This window comes from Pseudomonas sp. F007 (genome assembly GCF_057814275.1).
The window spans coordinates 195,077-217,645 of record NZ_JBVATA010000004.1 but is presented as its reverse complement, the minus strand read 5'-3'; the positions used below and the strand labels follow the sequence as shown (position 1 = coordinate 217,645).

Annotated in this window: 18 protein-coding genes and 2 pseudogenes; 13 read left to right on the top strand and 7 right to left on the bottom strand. The window is 56.7% G+C overall.

Annotation, left to right across the window (positions count from 1 at the left end; all coding sequences use genetic code 11):
* Positions 1 to 100 precede the first annotated feature (100 nt).
* Complete coding sequence (locus tag ACZYR5_RS11140) at positions 101 to 1,180, bottom strand: alkene reductase (protein WP_150705637.1); 1,080 nt, start codon at positions 1,178 to 1,180, stop codon at positions 101 to 103.
* 72 nt (positions 1,181 to 1,252) lie between these two features.
* A complete protein-coding gene (locus ACZYR5_RS11135) occupies positions 1,253 to 2,092 on the bottom strand; it encodes a pirin family protein (protein ID WP_038364720.1) in 840 nt (279 codons plus the stop codon).
* Positions 2,093 to 2,330: 238 nt separating this feature from the next.
* On the opposite strand from ACZYR5_RS11135, the gene ACZYR5_RS11130 reads away from it, so the two are divergent.
* Positions 2,331 to 3,248 (top strand): LysR family transcriptional regulator, encoded by a 918-nt coding sequence (locus ACZYR5_RS11130; RefSeq protein WP_038364722.1) that lies wholly within the window; start codon positions 2,331 to 2,333, stop codon positions 3,246 to 3,248.
* Between the two features lie 102 nt (positions 3,249 to 3,350).
* On the opposite strand, the pseudogene ACZYR5_RS11125 reads toward ACZYR5_RS11130, so the two are convergent.
* A pseudogene (locus tag ACZYR5_RS11125) lies at positions 3,351 to 3,909 on the bottom strand (site-specific integrase); the annotation flags it as partial.
* Positions 3,910 to 4,203: 294 nt separating this feature from the next.
* Positions 4,204 to 4,605, bottom strand: a pseudogene (locus tag ACZYR5_RS11120) (site-specific integrase); the annotation flags it as partial.
* Positions 4,606 to 4,907: 302 nt separating this feature from the next.
* Between ACZYR5_RS11120 and ACZYR5_RS11115 the strand changes: the two are divergent.
* The 10 genes from ACZYR5_RS11115 (at position 4,908) to ACZYR5_RS11070 (ending at position 17,298) form a co-directional block, all read left to right on the top strand.
* On the top strand, positions 4,908 to 5,876 hold the full coding sequence (locus tag ACZYR5_RS11115) for a helix-turn-helix domain-containing protein (protein ID WP_489089806.1): 969 nt from the start codon (positions 4,908 to 4,910) through the stop codon (positions 5,874 to 5,876).
* Positions 5,877 to 6,095: 219 nt separating this feature from the next.
* Positions 6,096 to 7,640, top strand: a complete 1,545-nt coding sequence (locus tag ACZYR5_RS11110; RefSeq protein ID WP_489089807.1) for an ABC transporter substrate-binding protein — start codon at positions 6,096 to 6,098, stop codon at positions 7,638 to 7,640.
* Between the two features lie 178 nt (positions 7,641 to 7,818).
* Positions 7,819 to 8,835, top strand: coding sequence for an ABC transporter permease (locus ACZYR5_RS11105; protein WP_056723400.1), 1,017 nt, complete (start codon positions 7,819 to 7,821; stop codon positions 8,833 to 8,835).
* Positions 8,832 to 9,716: an ABC transporter permease gene (locus ACZYR5_RS11100; RefSeq protein ID WP_489089808.1), complete on the top strand. Its 885-nt coding sequence runs from the start codon at positions 8,832 to 8,834 to the stop codon at positions 9,714 to 9,716. The genes ACZYR5_RS11105 and ACZYR5_RS11100 overlap by 4 nt, the downstream gene beginning before the upstream one ends.
* Positions 9,716 to 10,747, top strand: coding sequence for an ABC transporter ATP-binding protein (locus ACZYR5_RS11095; protein ID WP_489089809.1), 1,032 nt, complete (start codon positions 9,716 to 9,718; stop codon positions 10,745 to 10,747). The genes ACZYR5_RS11100 and ACZYR5_RS11095 overlap by 1 nt, the downstream gene beginning before the upstream one ends.
* A gap of 24 nt (positions 10,748 to 10,771) precedes the next feature.
* A complete protein-coding gene (locus tag ACZYR5_RS11090) occupies positions 10,772 to 11,728 on the top strand; it encodes an ABC transporter ATP-binding protein (RefSeq protein ID WP_489089810.1) in 957 nt (318 codons plus the stop codon).
* 5 nt (positions 11,729 to 11,733) lie between these two features.
* Positions 11,734 to 12,972: a serine hydrolase domain-containing protein gene (locus ACZYR5_RS11085; RefSeq protein ID WP_489089811.1), complete on the top strand. Its 1,239-nt coding sequence runs from the start codon at positions 11,734 to 11,736 to the stop codon at positions 12,970 to 12,972.
* Positions 12,973 to 13,215: 243 nt separating this feature from the next.
* Positions 13,216 to 14,397 (top strand): hypothetical protein, encoded by a 1,182-nt coding sequence (locus tag ACZYR5_RS11080; protein WP_489089812.1) that lies wholly within the window; start codon positions 13,216 to 13,218, stop codon positions 14,395 to 14,397.
* 263 nt (positions 14,398 to 14,660) lie between these two features.
* The gene (locus ACZYR5_RS11075) at positions 14,661 to 16,034 is read left to right on the top strand and encodes an aspartate aminotransferase family protein (protein WP_489089813.1); all 1,374 of its coding nucleotides are present in this window, start codon (positions 14,661 to 14,663) and stop codon (positions 16,032 to 16,034) included.
* 859 nt (positions 16,035 to 16,893) lie between these two features.
* Positions 16,894 to 17,298 (top strand): cupin domain-containing protein, encoded by a 405-nt coding sequence (locus ACZYR5_RS11070; RefSeq protein WP_489089971.1) that lies wholly within the window; start codon positions 16,894 to 16,896, stop codon positions 17,296 to 17,298.
* 142 nt (positions 17,299 to 17,440) lie between these two features.
* On the opposite strand, the gene ACZYR5_RS11065 is transcribed toward ACZYR5_RS11070, so the two are convergent.
* The 3 genes from ACZYR5_RS11065 to ACZYR5_RS11055 all read right to left on the bottom strand — a co-directional run bounded on the left by ACZYR5_RS11065 (position 17,441) and on the right by ACZYR5_RS11055 (position 20,039).
* A complete protein-coding gene (locus tag ACZYR5_RS11065; RefSeq protein WP_489089814.1) occupies positions 17,441 to 18,181 on the bottom strand; it encodes an SDR family NAD(P)-dependent oxidoreductase in 741 nt (246 codons plus the stop codon).
* A gap of 29 nt (positions 18,182 to 18,210) precedes the next feature.
* Positions 18,211 to 19,041, bottom strand: a complete 831-nt coding sequence (locus tag ACZYR5_RS11060) for a shikimate dehydrogenase family protein (RefSeq protein WP_489089815.1) — start codon at positions 19,039 to 19,041, stop codon at positions 18,211 to 18,213.
* Positions 19,042 to 19,325: 284 nt separating this feature from the next.
* A complete protein-coding gene (locus ACZYR5_RS11055) occupies positions 19,326 to 20,039 on the bottom strand; it encodes a FadR/GntR family transcriptional regulator (protein ID WP_489089816.1) in 714 nt (237 codons plus the stop codon).
* Positions 20,040 to 20,324: 285 nt separating this feature from the next.
* Here ACZYR5_RS11055 and ACZYR5_RS11050 point away from each other — a divergent pair, with 285 nt between their 5' ends.
* Both ACZYR5_RS11050 and ACZYR5_RS11045 read left to right on the top strand, forming a co-directional pair.
* Positions 20,325 to 21,566: a branched-chain amino acid ABC transporter substrate-binding protein gene (locus ACZYR5_RS11050; RefSeq protein ID WP_489089817.1), complete on the top strand. Its 1,242-nt coding sequence runs from the start codon at positions 20,325 to 20,327 to the stop codon at positions 21,564 to 21,566.
* Positions 21,567 to 21,625: 59 nt separating this feature from the next.
* Positions 21,626 to 22,567, top strand: coding sequence for a branched-chain amino acid ABC transporter permease (locus ACZYR5_RS11045; protein ID WP_489089818.1), 942 nt, complete (start codon positions 21,626 to 21,628; stop codon positions 22,565 to 22,567).
* Positions 22,568 to 22,569: the final 2 nt, after the last annotated feature.

The following is a 22,569-nucleotide window of genomic DNA, read 5'->3' as shown; positions in this document are numbered from 1 at the left end:
AGGGCGCAGACTCCTACCCCGGTTCAGCATTGCAATCTACGGCCCGATTACTCTGCGAGTGGCAGCCGGCGGCGACTGCGCTTACCTCAGCACTACATCGTTATCGGATCTGGGCCATGGTCGGGTAATCCGTATAACCTCGCTCCTCACCCTGATAGAAGGTGGTCGGGTCTGCGTCATTCAATGCGACACCCTGTTCGAATCGCTCTACCAGATCCGGGTTGGCCAGGAACGCAGTGCCAAAGGACACCAGATCAGCATTTCCTTCTCTGAGGGACGTTTCTGCGCGTTCCGCGTCATAGCCCCCATTGGCGATGTAGGTGCCTGCGAAACGACGCTTCAGTTCTCTGAAGTCGAATGAACCCGCACCGACTTCTACTACGTGAATGTAGGCTAGCCCGTAGCGACTGAGCATTTTCGCTGCATAGTTGAAAGTCGCTTGGGGATCGCTGTCGCTCATGGAGAAGTAATTAAAAATCGGCGACAGGCGAACGCCCACGCGGCTAGCCCCGAATACTTCGATGACCGACTCCACAACCTCCTTAAGAAACCGAGCGCGATTTTCTGCAGAGCCGCCGTATGAATCGGTTCGGGTGTTGGTGCCATCGCGCAGGAACTGATCGATCAAGTAACCGTTCGCGCCATGTATTTCCACACCGTCAAAACCTGCACGCTTCGCGTTTTCAGCACCTTGGCGAAAATCCGCGATCACGCCAGGAATTTCATGCAGACTCAGAGCCCGTGGCGACTCGTAAGGCTTCAATCCTTCAGGCGTGTAGATCTCGCCATCAGCCTTGATCGCTGAGGGGGCTACCGGCAGCTGATTATCGATCTGTACCAGGGAGTGTGACAGGCGCCCAACGTGCCAGAGCTGGAGAAATATCCGTCCGCCTTCTGCATGCACGGCGTCGGTCACGTGTTTCCAGCCGGCGATTTGCTCGTTGGTGAAAATGCCCGGTGTTCTCATGTAGCCTTTGCCTTGAGCCGAGACCTGGGAACCCTCAGTAATGATCAGGCCGGCGCTTGCACGTTGACGGTAATACTCGACTACTGTGGAAGTTGGAACATCGCCTTGGCCAGCCCGGCTTCGCGTCAGCGGCGCCATCACCATGTGATTTTTCAGGGGGAGGTTGGCGATTCGGGTGGGGGACAAAAGAAGGTTGAGATTGCTCACTGTCATGACGTGCCTCAGTATGATTTGGGGTGTTGGATAGTTATCGTCGAGATGATTTTCACGCCGGGTTGAGCGGCGCTAGTTGAGCCGTCCTTGCTGCCGCAGCCGTGTGCCAATCCGCTGTATTTCCGTTTCGCCCTGCGCCAGAGCTGCCTTGCTCGTGTGAACCGAGTAGTTACCTGTTACCAGGTCGTACGGATGCTTTACCGCCGAGCCCATCACGAAAGAGCAATCGCCTTTCGCGATGAAGTTGATGTGGTGCTCTGACTCTTCGAACACAGCTAATTCGCCGACATTGACCAACCCTCCTGCATCCAGACTTCCTGAACTAACCGCGAGCCAGGCAATGTTGTGACCGGACGGTGGGGTGTAACGCCAGTGCTCACCGTCTTTTAAGCTCACGGCGAGATAGTTCATTTCACTCGGTACTTCGATCAGGCTTTTGGCTGCCCCGTAACGTCCCAGTAGTACCCGTGCTGGGCCCACTTGTGGAACTTGCGACGGATCAAGGTAGGTACTCATCGCGGGAGCGTTTTCAAGCGGCGGCGGCAATGCCACCCAGAGCTGGAATCCCTGTATTGCGGACTCGCTTGCTAGCGTAGCGTCGTGCCACACCCCATTGCCGGCCTGCATCCATTCAACACCACCCGCGAGCAGTAGACCGGTCGCCCCAGTGGTGTCCTCATAAGAGACATCCCCTTTTGTCATGAAGGTAACCGTTGCGATTCCTGAGTGCGGATGCATGCCAAAACTCGACTTACTACCACTGGCGTTCAGACTGAAAATGTCCAGGAAAATAAACGGTTTCAACAGCTCTCCTAGATCACCTGGACTCATAAGCCTCGTTATGGGGCCATGTGTGGTTCCTTCAGTACGATGGACAATGGCGCGTGGTCGAACTACTACGGTGGCGGTCATATGTTTTCTCTTTGTTCTCCCTTGCCGACAGACGATGTCGTCGAGCGGAGTTCCGGCTGCCTGGACTGGATGTGGATGAACTCAGTGATGCCGAAAAGCCTTGACGGTCAGCCCGCAGGAGATTCCGGCAAGTGAAGGTCAGCTGCAGCAATGACTGAAGGATATGCGTCTATTGATTGCTTTATTAGATGGCATAATTGGATTGAACTGATCCATTTTTGGAGTGGGTGGCAGCAAGATGATCGATCTGAATGACGTCGCATTGTTTGTAAAAGTGGTGCGCAGCGGTAGTTTCGCTGAGGCAGCACGGCAGCTTGGAATGCCCTCAAACACCTTAAGCCGGCGGGTTCAACAGCTTGAGGCTCAACTCGGTACAAGGCTGCTGCAGCGCTCCACGCGCAAGCTCACACTCACCCAGTCTGGCGAGGCTTTTCACGAGCGATGCTGTGGAGCCGTGGATGGACTGATTGACGCTGGTGAGCAGCTGATGACAGGAAACCAAGAGCCGAGTGGCACCGTCCGCATTGCGGCAATGGCTGATTTTTTCGACTTCTTTCCTATGGAGTGGGTAGCCGATTTTCTCGAGGCGCATCCACGGGTACACGTCGACTTTGTGCTGAGTGATGCACGCGCCGATTTGATCGCTGATCGTATCGACATTGCGTTTCGAGGCGGAGCGTTACAAGACTCAGGATATGTGGGTCGCCAACTCCTTGGAGCTGGTAACGAAGGTCTGGTGGCCAGCCCGAATTACCTCAGAAAAAGAGGCGTACCTGATTCGCTTGGAGATTTGGTCAATCATGATTGTGTAACTTTTGGTCATCCTAGTGGCGTCACTACCTGGACTCTCCATGGGCCAAATGGTGCAGCGGAAGAAGTGCGGGTCACTAGCCGTTTCAATGGAAACACCGCCCAAGCTTTGCGCAAGGCGACGTTGGCCGGGCTAGGAATTGCCTTGCTGCCGCCCGCCATGACAAAGTCTGATCTTCAGACAGGGCGCCTTGTGTCTGTGCTTCCGCAGTACCATAGAACCGGATACGGCCTGCACGTGCTTTACCCCAGTCGGCAACATTTGCCGCTAGCTGTGTCTGCATTCATTGAGTTGGTTATGGAGAAGCTAGAGGGTCAAGAATTCCCCGTGACGGCTCGTTCCTGATCAACACATTGCCCAAGTATCGTTCAAGCAGTTGTCTTCGAAAGAAGGGGGGCAGGGATGCAGTGAAAAGTCAGGAAGTGCCTGCGCCCGTCCTCAACACCTTTTTTTGTGCAGTTCCAACAGCTCCGCCGGTGAAAGGAAGCGGTTTCTTTCGGCTTCGTAGTCGACAGGGGTCAGTGGGGTGATGTCGACCAGTTCCGTCGGATTGCCCTCGACCAACAAGGCCCGCCAAGTTGGCGCTTTCTGGCCCAACTGAGTTGCCATCTTTACGCGCGACGCCATCCAACAGCCAGGCCTTGATCAGGTCCTGGACGGTCAGCGTTTGCACCTTCGTCGTTTTTACTTGTTCGGCCTCTACGTTAGCAGCGGCGTATGTCTATGCCTTGGCGGTTTTCTTATGCTCGTTGGGATTGATCTGCTCATCGGTGAGCGCTCGGTCTTGGTTGCGTACCTTGCGGATGTCCGTCAGTAATTTGCGCGGCCAAGACCCGCAGGCGTACTCTTTGTTTTGCCCGCCCCACCGATTGCGATAGAAAAAGCTGACCGACGCGCCGTCCTTGTGCACTGCAATTCGACTGGCTAGATCGCCATCTTCCCGGAGGATTCGGCCGGCATCGTTGGCAGTTAGTGCTTCAAGTTCTTTGATGGTGATTTTGGCCATGAAACGGACTCCCCCTACTTTTACCCCCACAAAAACGTCGGCTCTTGATGGACGTTACTGGACTCTCGTAGAGCAGAACACCGCTGGAGCTCACGTAAATACTCGCCTTGAAAAATCCACAATAAAATTCTGGAGTCTTTCAAGAAGTATGAAAAAGGAGATGGGGTGCTAGGGGTCGAGTGTTCGAATCACTCCGTCCCGACCATTATTCCTGAGTAAAATCAGACACTTAAGCCGATCAGCTAGATCGGCTTTTTTGTGCCTGCGCAAAACCCGCGCAAAACTGGCGCAAAACTACCCGGTGATTTCGCTGATATTCAGGTCTGGAATCGCTTCGGTCCAGACCACTTCCGCGTGGTCCCGCTGGTAGTTTTTGGTCATGGTCTCGCTCGCGTGGCCCGCGATCTTCTGCCCGTCTTTTCCGGCTTTCTGATACAGGGGCAGCGACAATGCTCGCACTTCGTGGAAGCCCGGCATTTCCTCCTCCTTCCATCCTTTGTAACAACCAGCCGCTTCCCTAGCCTCTTTGAAGGCCCTTGTCAAATACCGCTCTTCAACCTGCGTCCAGTGGTCCTTCGTCTGCGCCTGCTTCTGCTTCTTGCGGTCAGGCCGGCGGTGTACCAGGTACGGAGAGACGATGTCATCCCGGCACCGGCTGATTACAGCCTGGAGCTCTTCAGTGACTTTGAACCGTACCCGGTCGGACGTTACGTGATGCAGGCTGACTCATCGCTCCTCCAGGCTTCGCGGCCGCTTCCTGGCGTGTGCTCGATAGCGGCGCATGCGTAGCCAATGATGCGCGGCTGCCGCATCAATGCAGGCGCCTAGCGCAACATGCCAACTCCGCCGCGTCCGCACCGGTGGTACTAATGAAATCCACAGCGGTGACATCTTGGGAAGGTGCGAATTACAAATATGCAGCCGATGCTAATTCTACCGAGGCGTCAGGAATCGCTGGATAAGTTTGTGTATTTGTTGAGACGCTATGGTCGGGCTCGATGCTCGCGTCGATCACGGGTTGGCAATACCGAGCTTCTGCGCCACTTTCAGGCATTGTCTTGCACGGAGCTTTTGAAGCCGTAACCCCAAGCGACGATCAGTTCAGCATGTTGTCAATTCTGGCGTTAGGAATACTCTTTATGGTCAGTTCCAGTTCATCCCAGTCGATGCAAGATTTCAGTCAAAACTTGCGCCTTCTCTGCGGATATTATAAGTCGGTGGCTAAGGTGTGCCGCTCCCTTGATATCAACCGCCAGCAGTTCAACAAATACTTGGGGGCGCAAGCGACTCCCTCCTCCTTTACCCTGCGCAAGATCTGCACTTTTTTTGGGGTGGATGAGGAGGAAATATTTTCCGAGCATGAATCCTTCCGTGCTCTGCTCAATAGACAACGTACGGCGCGTGAGTCGGACAGTGCGGTGCCAGCCGATTTTTTTCCGAGCTCCGCGCAGGCGTTATCCAAGTACCAGGGGTACTACTTTGTCTATTTGATGTCGCCTGCCGCGCCGGGTGAGGTGATCAAGTCGATTACCCGCTTGACCCGCTCGGGGGAAAAAATGCTCAGTAAAACCTACGAGCGGATGAGGTTGGGCGATGACCAGTTGGCGAGCTTTGGCGTTAATAAATATCGCGGGTTCTGCTTTGCCTCGTCGGATCTGATTTACATCGTCGAGCGCGAGTACCTCTCGTCCCGGGGCTATATCTGGTCAGCGATTTATCCCTCCTACCGCGGCCGTTTCCGGTTTCTCAATGGCTTGGTAATCGGCGTTTCGGGTGACAATTTCCGCCGTCCTTTTGGTGCCCATATTGTATTTGAGCACCTCGGAGAGTCGATCGACCTGCGTAACGCTCTTAACAGTTGCAGCTGTTTTCCAATTGATGCCCCCGAGATTCCCGTAGAGGTGAGGGCTCGGCTGTTGGTGCATCCACCAGAAGGTGAGTTCAACCTCGTCCCTCCGCTGTTTTAGTCTTTTTCAAAATAGACGCCAGGTGACGCTTTTGGGCGTCACCTGGCGTTTTTTTCTTCGCGCTCGCGAAATTGAGGTGGCCGTGCGGCAGATCGATAATGCCATACACCACTCAGAAGTCAGTTTCGTTAACGGCCAATCACATTATTCATTCCAGTTGAATGAGTAGCTGTTCTACAAGTGATCCGCTGCGCCACCATAAAAATAAGAGGAACACCTATGAAATTCAAAAGAACATTGATGGCGGGGTTGATGGCTTTGTCCATTGCTGCGCCATTGACCAGTGGTTGGGTGTACGCGGCAAACAATACCTTGGTTGTCGCTGATCGAGCCTCTTTCAAAGATTGGGATCCAGCCTCGGCTTTTTCCGAGGAAGTTCGGGTGCTGGGCAATATCTACGAGACACTCGTTGTATATAACGCGCCAGGCAGTACTGAGGAGTTCTCCCCCGGGCTCGCCACGTCCTGGGAAAGCAGCGACAACGGCAAGACCTGGACCTTCAAGCTGCGGCACGGCGTTAAATTTCATGACGGTTCGGCCTTTAATGCCGCAGCGGTCAAAAAGTCCATTGATTACGTCAAGGAGCTGAAGCAGGGCGCTGCGTTTGTATGGAAAGGTCTGGATACCGTCGAGACCCCCGCTGACGATACGGTAGTGCTCAAGTTCAAGAGTCCCACTCCGGCCAATCTGATCGCGGCAGGTCAGTATGCCGCCTACATCATTGCCCCGGCGGCGGTGGAGAAAGGGCATGACTGGATGATGGCTCCCAACGCCATCGGTACGGGGCCTTATAAGCTTGGGCAGGTCGAACAGGGCCAGCAAGTAGTGCTTGAGCGATTCGATGGCTACTGGGGAGGTTGGAAAGAAGGGCAATTTGATCGGGTCATCGTGAAGGTCGTGTCCGAAGCCGCCACTCGTACTCAGATGATCAAAAATGGCGAGGCCGGTGTCGCTTGGGATATCCCTCTTGATCAGCTCAAGGTGTTGGGAGAGAACCCCTCCATCAAGGTGAGCACCGCGCCTTCGTGGAAGAACTTTCAATTTTTGATCAATACCCAGAAGTACCCTACGAACAACCTGGCATTTCGTCAGGCGCTGCAGTACCTCTGGGACTATGAGAGTGTCACCAAAGATATTTTGCATGGCTACGGCAGCGTTCCCAAGGGGCCTTTGCCCACCAGTATCTGGGGGCATGCCAGCGTGCCTATGGCCTCTTACGATCTGGATAAAGCCCGACAATTGTTGGAAGCCTCCGGTGTACCCAAGCAGGACTGGAAGGTCTCGATGCAGTACATCAGTGGCATCTATGCAAACGCTGCTGAACTATTCCAGGCGACGGCGTCCCAGGTTGGCGTTGAGGTGGAGTTACTCCCCGGTGAGTGGGGTGTGATCTGGGATAGGGCAAAGAAGCTGAATACCGCTCCCAATATGCAATCCATGGCCTGGTGGCCGACATATCCGACACCCGGCGATTGGCTTTTCAGTCAGTTCCATACAGAGAAAACCACGTTATTCAATCTGTCTCACTACAGCAACCCAAGCTTTGATCAGTTGATTGAAGAGGCAGCGGCGTTAGAAGGCGGTGATCGGGCCAAGTCCACTGAAAAGTACGTGCAGGCCCAGCAGCTACTGGCCAGGGACGCTCCTGCGATCTGGTACGCCGACGTGCAGCAGATACGTGTCTCTCGCAAAGACATCAAGGGTATGGAAAAGAGCCTGAATCCTGCTTACGAGGCGATTCTCTACTACAACCTGAATCGCTGATTGCCTAGTCGTTCTTGATGAGGTTGTACAGGTAACACCTGATTTTCCATGTAAATCGATAGCCGGGCAGGTAGTTGACCTGCCTGGTCATTCCCTCAAGGGTTAATCCGCTTTTGGGACTTTTATGTTGGGTATAAGAAGTCAGGGTCAAGTTTATTAGCCACAAGGGGTATTCCAAATGGCGAAGTACATAGCTCAGCGATTGATAGTGATGTTCTTCATTCTTTTGGGAGTGTTGACCATCACCTTCGTTCTGAGCCGAGCTCTTCCGGGTTCCCCGGTGGAAATGATGCTAGGGAACCACCCCACGGTGGAGCAGATTGCCGTCGCACGGGAAAAACTGGGATTGGATAAGCCTCTGCCGATCCAATACTTCAATTACATTGGTGATCTTCTGCGAGGTGATTTTGGCACAAGTCTGCGTACCGGGCGGCCGGTGGTGGAGGAAGTGGTCAGGCGGGTTGGTGCGACTTTTGAACTGACATTCCTGGCGATGTTCTGGGTGGTGGTGCTAGGGGTGCCGATCGGTGTCATCTCGGCTGCGCGGCAGAACTCAGTGGTCGACAATGCGGCACGAGCGGGGTCCATCGCCGGGACGGCGTTTCCAGTTTTCATCCTGGCCATGGGCTTGCAGTTACTGTTCTACGGCAAGCTCAACTGGCTGCCCCTGCAAGGGCGTATCGATGCTTCCATTCTTCTCGATAGCCCGTTTGAGCGAGTGACAGGCTTTTACCTGATCGACACCCTGCTGGCCGGTAATTTCGTAGCACTGTGGAGCGCTATCAAACACCTGACGCTACCCGTGCTAACCCTGGTCATCGTGACCTTGGCCACTGTCACCCGGATCACCCGCAACATGATGGTCGAGGTGCTATCCGAGGAGTACATCCGTACGGCCGTTTCTTACGGTGTGCCCAAGTGGCGTATCCATTACGCCTATGCCCTGAAGGCGACAATGATTCCGCTCCTGACAGTGGTGGGCCTGACCTTCGGTTACCTGCTCGGTGGTGCGGTAGTGGTTGAGTTCGTTTTCGACTGGCCCGGCCTGGGCGGCTTCGTGGTGTTTTCGATTGCCCAGAATGATTTCCCCGCCGTGATGGGAGCCACCCTGGTGCTGGCCACGACGTATCTGTCGATCAACCTGATCGTTGATCTCTTGTATCACCTTGTTGATCCGAGGTTGCGAGTCCAATGAGTATCCAAGACGTATCCCTGTCCATGTCCTCTCGAGCCCCATCATGGCGTATCAAGGCCTTGGCGTTTGCCAGCGATAACAAGTTGTTTGTATTCGGCGCTCTGTTATTGCTGCTGATCATCCTGGCGGCAGTCTTTGCGCCTTGGCTCGCACCTTATGAACCGAACAAAATCGTCTTTTCCCAGAAATTGCTGGCACCCAACTGGGCACACTGGATGGGCACCGACGAGTTTGGTCGCGATATTCTTTCACGGGTGCTGTATGGCGCACGCACCTCGCTGATCATCGGAGTGAGCGTGACTCTGATCGCGATGCTGATCGGGATTCCGATTGGGCTTGTTTCAGGTTACTTCGGTGGTCGAGTTGATACGCTGCTCATGCGTTTCTCGGATGTGTTCCTGGCTTTTCCGCCGCTGTTGTTGCCGATCGCTATCACCGCTGCGCTGGGATCGGGATTGGCCAATGCCATGTTAGCGCTCGCTGTCTCCTGGTTTCCCTGGTACGCAAGGATCATGCGCGGTGCGGTAGTACGGGTTCGTTCAGAAACCTACATCCATGCCGCTCGGTCAATGGGCGTCAGTCACTGGCGCATCTTGCTTCGCCATGTACTGCCCAATGCCACCACCCCTGTGATCGTGCAGGGCTCGATGGACTTTGGTTACACCATTCTCGCCGCTGCCTCGCTGAGCTTTATCGGCCTGGGGGCCAAGCCGCCCATGGTCGAATGGGGGCTGATGGCTGCCGCGTCGCGCTCGCAGTTGCTCGAGAATCCCTGGACGGTACTGTTTCCCGGCGTGGCGATTTTTGTCCTGGTGCTGGCCGTCAACCTGGTGGGTGACGGGCTGCGTGATGTGCTCGATCCAAAGAAGGGGATGCGCTGATGATCGACAAGTCTTTGCACTATTCAAGTGTCGAGCTTCTCCCTGCCTCAAAAGACGATGCGGCTCATGATCTGGTTCTTGAATTGGAAGGGCTGACGGTGTCCTTCCCTGGTCTTTTCAAGACCGTTAAGGCCGTACGCGGCATTGACCTGAATGTCAGACGCGGCGAAATCCTCGGGTTGGTGGGGGAGTCGGGCTCGGGCAAGTCGATGACAGCCATGTCCTGCCTTGGATTGATGCCTGAGGCCGCTCGGCTGGGAGGTAGTGTCAGGGTCGCCGGACAGCAGGTCAACGGCGCGTCGGCGTCGCAGCTGGCGGGGTTACGTGGCGGTGGCGCGGCGATGATCTTCCAGAATCCGATGAAAGCGCTCAACCCGTTCTTCACTGTCGGGCGGCAGATGTTCGATGTCATCGGCTGCCACCGGCAACTGAGTAAGGCACAAATTCGCGCCGAGGCGCTGAGTTCGCTGGAAGCGGTGAGCATGCCCGACCCCCCAATGGCGTTAGCCAAGTATCCGCACCAGATGTCTGGCGGTCAGTTGCAGCGAGTGGTGATTGCCATGGCGCTGGCCTGTCGGCCGAAACTGCTGATCGCCGATGAGCCGACCACGGCGCTGGACGTCACGGTGCAGGCGCAGATCATCGCTCTGCTGCGCAAGCTGGCGCGGGAGCAGGACCTGGCGATTCTGTTTATCACTCACAACCTGGGGGTAGTGGCTTCACTCTGTGACCGGGTGGCAGTGATGTATGCCGGCGAAGTGGTGGAGAGCGGTCCGGTGGACGAGGTGTTCAAGCGACCTGCACATCCCTACACCCTGAAGTTGATGGGCACCGTGCCCAAGTTGGGGCAGGGGCCCCAAGCCCTGGGCTTCATCCCGGGGCAGGTGCCGAACATGGCGGCTCCCCCGGCTGGCTGTGCCTTCAATCCACGTTGTGAACGCGCCACCGGACGCTGCAACCACGCTGCGCCGAGGGTTGTCATCGGCAATGAGCATTGGGCAGCTTGCCACAACCTATTGGTCAAGGTGTGAGGCTTCTTTGAAAGGTAAACGGCTATGAACAACAACAACCAGCCCGCACTGCTGAGTGTCAATCAGCTGCACAAAACCTACGCCAGCCGCGACGGCCTGGTGACTGCCATCGACCATATCAGCCTGGAGGTGCAGGTCGGTGAGACGGTCGCGCTGGTGGGGGAATCCGGTTGTGGCAAAAGTACGGTTGCCGCGACCCTGCTCGGTCTGCTGCCAGCCGACAGTGGGCAAATTCAGGTCGAAGGTCGACCACTGCCCACTGATGCCAGGGAGAGGGGCAGGAGCTTGAGCATGGTGTTCCAGAATCCCTACGCCTCGCTGAACCCGAAAATGACGATCAAGGCGATTGTTGCCGAGCCGCTGAAGGTTGCCTTTGGTTTGCGCGGTAAAGCCTTGCACGCGCGCATTCTCACGCTGCTGGGAAATGTGGGGATGGGCGAGGAGCACATGGAGCGCTATCCCCATGAATTCTCCGGTGGCCAGTTGCAGCGTATCGCTATCGCCCGGGCCCTGGCGCTGGAGTCAAAACTGCTGATCCTCGATGAGCCTACGGCGGCGCTTGACGTGTCGGTCCAGGCCCAAGTGTTGCAATTGCTCAAGACGCTGCAGGCCGACAACGGCCTGAGCTATCTGTTTATCAGCCACGACCTTGCGACGGTCGAGTATCTGGCGCAGCAGGTGCTGGTGATGTACTTGGGGCGCATCGTCGAGGCCGGGCCTGTGGAGCAGGTGTTTGGCCGGCCGCGTCATCCCTACACGCGTGCGCTGCTCAATTCAGTGCCCTCCATCGACCCGGAGCGCCGTGACCAGTTGCAAATCCTCAGCGGCGAGATCCCCAGCCCCTTGAACCGGCCTGCCGGGTGCCACTTCGCGCCCCGTTGCCCGCGGGCCAGTGAGCGTTGTCGCCGAGAGGTGCCAGCAGAAACCCAGGATAACGGCCACCGCTTTTCTTGCCATCACCCCCTGAACGATGAGAGCTGACCCCTATGTACAACAAAAATGACATGACCGCTCCCGGCATTGGTTATCAGGACTTGAGTCTGATGCAGGGCTATCCGCCGCCCCGGGAAAAGCAAGTTGGCCTGCATAACTGGGACAGCCCGCCCTATAACCGTTGGTCGTTCCAACACATGAGCCAGTTGTTTCCAGTCGCCGCTATTCATCGCAGTCCTGGGCCAGTCACCGAATTCGAGCGCAACGAACGCTCACTGGACGACGTACGTTTCCAGCGGGTCGACGGCGGACAAACCGATCTGGCGACCTTCCTGACCGACAGCTACACCGATGGTTTTCTGGTGCTTCATCAAGGCAAGGTGGTTTCGGAGCAGTATTTCAATGGCATGCAGCCGCACACGTTGCATCTGTTGCAATCGGTCTCCAAGACCGTTGTCGGTAGCCTGGTCGGCAGGTTGATCGGCCAGGGCAGAATCGATCCTCAAGCGCGTGTCAGCGACTACGTACCCGAGGTTTCGGCAAGCGGTTATGGCGACGCTCGGGTACAGGATCTTCTGGATATGCGCACGGGAGTGAGATTCAGGGAGGACTACACCGATCCTGATGCCGAATTCATCCAGTTGGATATCGCCTCGGGCTGGCGTGAACGGGGAGACCGAGCGTCACCTGACAGCATTTACGGTTTGTTGAAGTCGCTGAGTAAAGACCGTGAGCATGGCCAGTACTTTGAGTACCGCTCAGTGGATACCGACATGTTGGCCTGGGTTTGTGAGCGGGCTTGCGGTGAGCGGCTGCCCGTTTTACTGAGTCGGGAAATCTGGTCAAGACTGGGGGCAGAGCAAGACGCGAATATCACCCTCGATAGCGTTGGAACTGCATTGGCCGATGGCGGGATGAGCGTCACGCTGCGTGATCTGGGGCGCTTTGCCCAGATGTATCTGCAGGGGGGGCGTTTCAACGGCCAGCAGATTGTTCCAGAGGAGTTTGTGCGTGAATGCGGCCGTGGTTCCACACCGGCTTTTGAAGTCCTCTATGGCTTTTACGTCAAGAGCTTTCCTGGCGCGGCCTACAGTAATCAGTGCTGGGTATTGGACAGTGAACTAGGTACCTACTCGGCGCGCGGAGTATTTGGGCAGAGTATCTTTTGGGATCCGGCTTCTGAAGTAGCAATCGTAAAACTTTCCAGTTGGCCGGACTTTATTAATTCAGAGTGGACGTTGAATACCTTCCGTGCTTGTGCGGCAGTAGTTGAAGAGCTGCAACGCAGCTGACGCGTGAGCGTAATGACCGCGGTTTGTCAGACACCTCTCAGCCTTAATTAAGAGGTGACATATACAGACTCGGCATAGTTGTCCCCAAACTTTGCTGGCCGCCGGAAGTTAACCCACCCGGCTCGCACCTGGACGCTGTCAATAGCCTTCGTCCTGGCGGGCCATACCCCAATTATCCAGACCGCGCTTTTGCCGTGGCCGGGATAGCTGTTGCCAAAAATAAGACCTACAGAAGGAGCGACCATGAACTTGAATACCACCCGGGCCTTGCGCTCATTGATCCCACTGGCGCTATTGGGCGCCGTTTCCAGCCCTGCGATGGCGGTCCAGGTTACCGACAACCTCGATCTCGGCGGTGCTGTCCGGGCGCGTTGGGACTATGACCCGGATCGCGACATCCAGACGTTCAACTTCGACACCGCGATTCTCAGCGCCAAGTACAACTCCGACACTTGGATCGGCGAGGCCAGGTACCGTTTCTACGGTCGAGCCTACCCTTACAAGTACACCAATAATGTCGGTGACGTGCAGTTTGCCGAATTGGCGTGGATTGGCTACAAGTTCAACCCCGACCAGCAACTCCAGGTCGGCCTGAACCAGTTACCGTTCGGTTTGCAACCGTACTTCGGCAGCACGTTCTATCAAACCCTGGGCAGCGTCATGGGGCTGGAAGACATCGAACAAGTCGGTGCCAAATACATCCAGCAAAGCGGCGACTGGAATATCCAGGCCGGTTACTACCTGCGCCCGGCGTGGCAGGGTAAAGGCACCAGCAACGGTGAAACCTACTCGAGCGTGGTCTCCGAAGCGGACAGCTATGTTATCGACGGCAGCAACAACCAGGAACGCAACACCGTGGTCCTACGGGTGGCCAAGGCGCTGGACCTGGGGCCGTGGAAGTCCGAAGTCGGGATCTCCGGCCTGACCTCGTCCCTGGAGAACCGCGACACCAACAACGATGGCCGGCGTAATGCCATGGCGGTGCACTACATCGGCAAAAACGGCCCGTGGGGGGTGCAACTGCAAGCCGCGCGACAACAGATGTCACCGCGCAACCCCGGCACTGATGAACTGGTGTCTTTCGGCGGTTACGACGCCACCTACAACGTCGCCAGTCGCGGCAACTTGTACGTGGCGGATTTAAGCTACGACGTCAGCGGCAAGTACCTGTTCGATCAGATCAGCGGTGTGAAGGTGTACGCCAACTACAGTGCCTTCGATAAGTCCGCGGACGATTTCAAGACCTCGCAACGGATGATTTTCGGCACTTCGTTCTCCCTCAGCAAACTGTGGATAGCTACGGAGTGGTTGTACGGAAAGAACGATCCGGTCATTGGTGGCGGGAGCCTTACTCAGAGTCTGGGGGCTGGTGGTAGTAATCAGTGGGAAAACCAGTTGTACATGAACATCGGTTATTACTTCTGATCCGGATTTTTTGGCAACAGCCCTAAAGTCCTCTTCGCGAGCGGGTTTGCTCCCACAGGTTTAGCGCATAACCTTGGGAGCGAGCCTGAACTGGTCAAGTAAGTCAGGACACCGATTACGGTGCTTATGCCACTTTTTGCTCCATGGCTATTGGCGACAGGTTAGTTGTAGCTGTGGAGCCTGGTGCGCTTGCCTGCGTATCTAATTTGGGTTTCAACACGGCCCTGGGTTTAACGAATCCTCTCTCACTTCGAGGCAAAATCATGACGGATTTGCTTGCACAAAAAGATGTTAAAAACCACCTCCATCCTTATACGGATGCTCGACTTCATGAGGCGGAGGGCCCCCTCATTATCGAACGTGGAGAAGGTGTTCATGTTTATGACAATCAAGGTAAGCGATACATTGAGGCTATGTCAGGGCTATGGAGTGTAGCGCTTGGTTTCAGCAACCAGCGGCTGATCGGGGCTGCCGAAAAGCAGCTTCGTACATTGCCGTTCTATCATGTGTTTTCCAGCAAGGCACACCGCCCCAGCATCGAGCTCGCCGAAAAATTGGTGGAGATGGCTCCGGTGCCGATGAGCAAGGTGTTTTTCACCAACTCCGGCTCTGAGGCAAACGACACAGTAGTTAAGCTTTTATGGTACCGGAACAATGCTCTGGGGAAGCCCGCCAAGAAAAAGTTCATCAGTCGGCAGAACGCCTATCACGGCGTCACTACCGTAAGTGCGAGCCTCACTGGGTTGCCGGCAAATCAACGCGGTTTTGACGTTCCGCTGCCAGGCTTCCTGCATGTCAGTTGCCCCCACTTTTACCGATACGGTCGGGCAGGTGAAACAGAAGAACAATTCGCTGATCGCCTCGCCCGGGAACTGGATGATCTGATCATCAAGGAAGGACCTGAGACGGTCGCAGCGTTTTATGGCGAACCGCTGATGGGCGCGGGGGGGGTGATCATTCCGCCGAAGACCTACTGGGAAAAGATCCAGAAGGTGTGCCGCAAGCATGACGTCTTGATTGTCGCGGACGAGGTCATCTGTGGTTTCGGTCGAACCGGCAATATGTTCGGTTGCGAGACCTTTGATATCAAACCTGACGTCATGGTGGTATCCAAACAGCTGTCGTCCTCCTATCAGCCCATTGCAGCCATACTGATCAACGATGCCGTTTACCAATGTATTGCCGATCAGAGCCATTCTATTGGCACCTTAGGCCATGGCTTCACGGGTAGCGGGCACCCGGTAGCTACTGCAGTCGCGCTAGAGAATCTTAAAATTATCGAAGAGGAAGGCCTGGTTCAGCATGCTGCTGAAATGGGGATTATCCTTCGGAAGGGGCTTCAGCAGTTTGCTGATCATCCTTTGGTTGGCGAGGTTCGTGGTGTGGGGTTGATTGCTGCCGTTGAGTTGGTAGCCGACCGGCACACAAAAGAACCTTTTGAAGCAGTTGGCAGGCTCGGGCGGCATCTGTCCTCTCAGACCCAGGAGCGAGGCATGATCAACCGAGTCATTGGAGATGCGTTGGCTTTCTGTCCGCCATTGATCTCAACGGAGAAGGATGTCAATGAAATCCTGGGGGTTTTTGAGGCTTCTCTGGATGCGACACAACACTGGTACCTCAAACACACTGCACAGTAGTTAACGCCGCTCACTACAGCCAGAGCCGGAATGCGGAGTTCTCTGTCCAGCAGCTTCATACCCGCTGCTATCACGCGTGGAGCGATCAGTGTCAAGGTGCCATAGGCTGGCACGGTGGCGAGAAGGGAGCGTCGAGTGATCATGGTGACTTTGGCCATGAAATTGATTCCCCCTACTTTTCCCCCCACAAAAACGTCAGCTCTTGATGGCCGTTATTGGACGCTCGTAGAGCAGAGCACCGCTGCAACTCAATTAAATGCTAGCTTTGAAAAATCCAGAGTAAAATTTTGGAATCTTTCAAGAAGTATGAAAAAGGAGATGGGGTGCTAGGGGTCGAGTGTTCGAATCACTCCGTCCCGACCATATTTTTCAATGACTTAGCCCAATCTGAAAAGATTGGGCTTTTTCATGTCTGAACAAATACTCCCGCGGATATTTTGGATCTGGGTAGCGTTGCCATCCGGAAGGCGCAATTGTGTTCTGATCTCGTGTCCGGAGGCTCCCCGTGCCAAGGCAATGCTCTGAAGTGACAAGTGCGATGTACGGGGGGCTGTTGCGTTGTACCTACCGCCAGACCAGTGCTACCAGGACACGTTCCTGTTGCTTGGTCTTTAGATGGCCCTCAGTTTACTCTTTGCCTTCAAGCTGCCTGCGCGCGGCGGACCGCAGAAAGTGTAAACAGAGTCGCAATGAGTTTCGCCGACCTGGATCACATAGCACTGGTTGTTGAACGGCAGTTAACCAGGACGCCCGAGGCGGAGCACCATGCTCATCAGCATGCTTTCGGGCAATTTGTGTTAGTCAAAAACGGTGTGCTTCATGGCGACGCAATGAGCAACGCTGGTTGCTCAAACCGGGAATGGCAGTCTGGATTCCGCCACAGACCTTGCACTTGGGCGAGGCGTATAACCCGGTAGATCTCACCGTCTTGTACCTTGATCCCGACCTGTGCAAACGCCTCTCCCCGAGCGTCAATCTGATCGATGCATGCCCGCTGATCATCGCCCTGTGCGAGCGATTGGCCGAGGAGGGCACTCGGCCGCTTGGCGAACAACGACGCGCCTGCATGCTGCAATTGCTGTTCGAGGAAATCGAAGAACGGGAGCCCGGCAATATGGTCCTGCCCTTGCCGGCACAACCGCCTGCTCCTCGTGGAGGCATACCGAGGCCTGGCAGGCGAACACTCCAAGGAGACCCTGGCACAGCACCTGGGATTTGCGTTGGGGGATTCCTTTGGTCATTGATTTCGGCGCATCACCGGTAGCAGCCCAGGCAAGGTGCGTAGCTCTTTGCAGGTTGCCAACGCGTAAGTGCGGCCGCTGGCCCCATGAACTCGCGCCCCTGAAGGGCGCGCGCTCATTTCTCGCTTGACCGCTCAACGGGCAAAAAAACGAGGCGCTCAAGGCTCATCCGGCGATGTACAGCCCGCCGTTCACGTGCAGTACTTCGCCGGTCATGAAACTTGAGCCGTTGCTGCATAGAAAGGCGATCACCGAGGCGATTTCGCTCGGTTGACCTAGGCGTTTGAGCGGGGTCTGCTCCACCGAATCGCTACCGCGGCTCGCGATCAGGTGCTGGGTCATCGGGGTTTCGATGATCCCGGGGGACACTGCGTTCACCCGGGTCTGCGGCCCTAACTCCCGCGCCAGGGCGCGGGTCAGGCTCAGTAGGCCGCCCTTGGAGGCGCCATAGTGCGCGTTAGAGAACGCCCCCCGATGTGCGGCCACCGAGGTCAGGTTGACGATTGCGCTATTGGCACGCAGTACCGGGATTGCCTGCCGGCACAGGTAGAACACGCCGTCGAGGTTGATGCCCAGCGTTTGGCGCCATTGCTCATCGGTCATTTGGCGAATCGGCTGAGACTGGTACAAACCGGCCGATGGCACCAGGAAGTCGATGCCGCCGAAGCGTTCGACGGCCAGTTGCACAGCCTTGGCCGAATCGGCAGGGTCGGCCGCATTCATCCGCAGGGTGGCGACGCGCTCGCCACTGGCGTCCAGTTCCCGGGCGAAATCCGCCAGGCCGTCGCCGTCCAGGTCGGCGAGCACCATCGAGGCGCCGTACTGATAGAACAGCCTTGCCACTTCGCGGCCGATGCCACCGTTGGCACCCGTCAGCAGCAGGACGCGATTGTTGAAATCGTACATGGTCGTTGTCTCCGATAGAGTGCCTGGGTTCATGGGCCGAGAATGCGCGCCAGATGTTCGTGTTGCAGGTCAACGCCGAGAAAACGACAGATCTGCACGATCTGGCCATAGATCATGTGTTGTCCATGGTGAACGCGGCAGCCGCGCAGCCGAGCCACGGCCAACAGGGGCGTGTCGCCGGCGCGCATCACGGCTTCGCAGACCAGGGCGTCAGCCCGCAGAGTGCTGGGGTCCAGCGGCAGGGCATCGTCGTCCTTGAGGCCCAGGGAGGTGGCGTTGATGATCACGTCGAAGTCCTGCGCATTGCCGTTACTGATGCTCAGCTCGACCTCGGGGAACTGCGTTTTCAGGCGTTCCAGCAGGGCTTCGGCGCGGGCTGGGGAGCGATTGTAGATCGCTAGCCGTGCCGGTTCCTGCCGGGCAATCGCTGCGGCGATCGACTTGCCGGCGCCACCGGCGCCCACCAGGAGCACGTGCTTGCCTTCCAGCCTGTGACCTTGCTGATGCAGCCCGGCGAGCATGCCTTCGCCGTCGAAGTTGCCACCGATCAAGCGGCCACTCTCGGGGTCAATCCGCACCGCATTGACCGAGCCGACCTGACGTGCGATCTCGGTCAGTTCGTCGCAGTATTCAACGATGCTTTCCTTGTACGGGATGGTCACCACCAGACCGTGCAGATTGGCGATGCCGGATGCGCCGAGCAGCACCTTGTGCAGGTTCGCCCCTTGCACGTGCAGCGGCACGCAGACCAGGTCCAGGCCCTGGTTGGCAGCACTGTGGTTGATCACTTGCGGGGTTTTTACATGGGCGATCGGATCGGCAACGATGCCGATCAGTTGCGTCTGGCCACTGATGTGCATGGGAAACCTCAAAGGTAAGAGCGGGAGCGGATTCGGGCGGTGGTACCAAGGCCCTCCTCATAAAGAGCAGGACCGAAAAAGGAATCGATCGGAAGCTGGAATTCAGAGGGGTAGGCTGGCGTAACGAGGGTGGGGTGGATGCAGGAGGCGCGCATCAGTGTAGCCAATGCTTGTAACAGTGCGCTGATAGATCTCATGAGGATGAACCTGTCTGACATGTGTAGTTATTGTCTGACAAGATGGTAGAAGGCTTCACTTTTCGGTGTCAAGAGTGCTGCCGGGAATCAGGCCTGCAGGTACATGTTCATCCGCTTGGCGGCATTGCGCAGATGGCGCTCGGCGGCTTCGCCGGCCAGCACCGGATCACGGGCCTGGATGGCCTGGAAGATGGCCTGGTGCTCGTCCTGCACGTCCTGGATCAGCTCGTTGTAGATTTCGGCGGTGTTGCTGCGAGCTTCGCGAATCAGGCGCCGGACGCTGTGGTCGAGGTACTCGTTGAGCGATTTGAAATGCGGGTTGTGCGTGGCCGCGACAATCGCTTGGTGGAAGGCATAGTCTTCTTCGTCCCCCAGTTGATCATTGACCATGGCGTATTCCATACCCACCAGTGCCTGGCGAATCTTCTTCAGGTCTTCGGGGGTGTGGCGCAAGGCTGCCAGGCGTGTGGCGCCCACTTCAATGGTGATCAGGAATTCGAGGATATGCAGCAATGCGTCCTCTTCCCCCAGCGAGACTTCTTTCAAGCGAAACGCATGGCGCTCGCCGCGCTTGGCGACGAAGGCGCCCTTGCCTTGCTGGGTGGTGATCAGTTCCTCGAACTTGAGCTGCGACAAGGCTTCGCGCACCACTGCCCGGCTGACCGAAAACTGTTCGCACAGTTGCCGTTCGCTGGGCAGTTGATCGCCGGTGGCCAGCCGCCCGGATTGGATCTCGCCACTGAGCCAGTGAACGATTTCCATGGGCAGGGGCTGGTTGGTGTGCGCGTTGTCGCTTTTCATTGTTCGGTCCTCTGCCTGCGGGCAGCACGGGTACGGGTATCGAAGTGATGAGCCGTTGATAGTGAAGGATTGAGCTGTGGTCTTACAAGTGTTTGAAAAAAATAATCCAGGACGAAGCTTTCTGTTTTAAAGGCCTGCAAGTGGATTTGTGAAAAATAAAATCATAAATCGTGGCGCGAGTGCTTTGACTTCGCGGCAGGGTTGACGTAATTTTCGCCAACTGGTCAGACATGTAATTCCTGATGTACTACCAGATTGCAGATAACAATAAAAATCGAGGTTTTCATGCACACCAAGACCACGCTGCGTCTGCTCACCCTCGGCACGACCCTGTTCGCCGGTATCGCCTGCGCTGATCCTTTGAAAGTGGCGTTGGTCGAGACCCTGTCGGGGCCTTCGGCCGCCACCGGGCAAATGTTCCGCGCCGCCACGCGTTTTCAGATCGAACGGCTGAATGCCGAGGGCGGTTGGAACGGCGAACCGATCCAACTCCTCGAGTTCGACAGCCAGGGGACCCCCGCGGGCGCTTCCGAGAAACTCAAGGCCGCCATTGGCAGCGGGGCGCAAATGATTGTCCAGGGGGCTTCGTCAGTGGCTGCCGGGCAGATTACCGAAGACGTGCGCAAGTACAACCTGCGCAATAAGGGCAAGGAGGTGGTGTTCCTCAACGTCGGCGGTGAAGCGCTTGAACTGACCGGCAGCAAATGCCACTTCTATCACTTCCGCTTTAACGGTAACGCGCCGATCCGGGTCAAGACCCTGGTCGCGGCAATGAAAGAGGCGGGTACCCTGGGCAGCAAAGTCTATTCCATGAACCAGAACTACAGCTGGGGCCTGGACATGGAAAAATCCATCACTGAAAACGCCGCGGCTGGCGGTTATCAGTTGGTGGGTAAAAGCCTGCACGACACCCAGAAGGTGCAGGATTTTTCGCCCTATATCGCTCGCATCCAGGCCTCCGGCGCAGAAACCGTCCTGACCGGCAACTGGGGCAACGACCTGTTGCTGCTGATGAAAGCCAGCCGCGCCGCCGGCCTGAAGCTGCGCTTCGGCACGGCCTTTCTCGATCAGCCGGGCAACCTGGCCAACGCCGGCGATGTCGCGCTGGGGCACTACGTTTCCCACCCGTTCAACATTGAGGCGGCGGGCGAGCAGGGCGAAAAATTTGCCAGCGAGTATCAAGCCAAGACCGGGCACCTGCCAGCCTACATCGAGCCGCAGACGGTATTTGCCTTGCAGATGGTCGGTAATGTGCTGAAGAAGCTGCCGGCCGAAGATGGTCGTCTCAACACCCGCAGTTTCGCCCTGGCCCTGGAAAAGGCCAGCGACCGCAACCCATTGGGTGACGTGCGCATGCGTGCCGAGGATCACCAGCTGCTGATGCCGTTCGTGGTGTCGGTGGTGTCGAAGGAGGCGCGCTACAAAGTCGACGGCACCGATATGGGCTTTGTGCCGATCAAGTCGTTCAGTGCCGATGAAGCCGCAGCGCCTGTCCAGGATGCCTGCCGGATGCAACGACCCGAGTGACGCCGCGTGGCGTGCCGAGCGGCACGCCTTCCTATCCATCGCGAACGCTGGAGTCGCCTATGGAATTTCTCACAGTTTCACTGCTTAACGGCGTGATCTATGGCCTGCTGCTGTTCATGGTCTCCGCCGGCCTGACGCTGATTTTCGGCATGATGGGCGTGCTCAACTTCGCCCATGCCTCCTTCTATATGGTGGGCGCCTACCTGGCCTACACCCTGCAGCAGTTTGTCGGATTCACGACTGCGGTATTGCTCTCGACCGTGCTGGTGGGGCTGCTCGGGGTGATCGTCGAGCGTTTCTTCCTGCGTCGGGTACACAAGCATGGTCATGCTCACGAACTGCTGCTCACCTTCGGCCTGACGTTCATCATTGCCGAACTGATCAAGTTGTTTTACGGAAACTTTTCCGTCGAATACCGGGTCCCGGAGTTCCTCAATTTTGCCGCCTTCCAGGTGTTCAGCACCGACTATCCGTTCTATCGCCTGTTGATGGGCGTGGTCTCGCTGCTGGTGTTCGGCCTGATCTACCTGTTGTTGACCCGCACTCGGGTCGGCATCGTCGTGCGGGCGGCCATTCATCGTCCACAAATGGCCGAGGCCTTGGGGCACAACGTCCCGCTGGTGTTCATGGCGGTGTTCGGTATCGGCGCGGCACTGGCCGGCCTGGCAGGGGCTTTGGCTGGGGCGTTCTACACCACCAACCCGAACATGGCCCTGGAGCTGGGGGTCATCGTGTTTGTCGTGGTGGTGGTTGGCGGCCTGGGTTCGATGGCCGGGGCCATGATCGCTTCGCTGTTGATCGGGTTGATTTCTTCGTTCGCGGTGGGTGTGGACCTCAGCCTGGCTTCACTCCTGGGTTTGGTGGGGGCGGGTGACTGGGCGCAGCAGATGGGCGGGTTGATGACCCTCAAGGTATCCAGTGTGGCGGCAACCATTCCGTTTGCGCTGATGCTGCTGATTTTGCTGATCCGGCCGTCCGGATTGATGGGCGAGAAGGGGTAAAC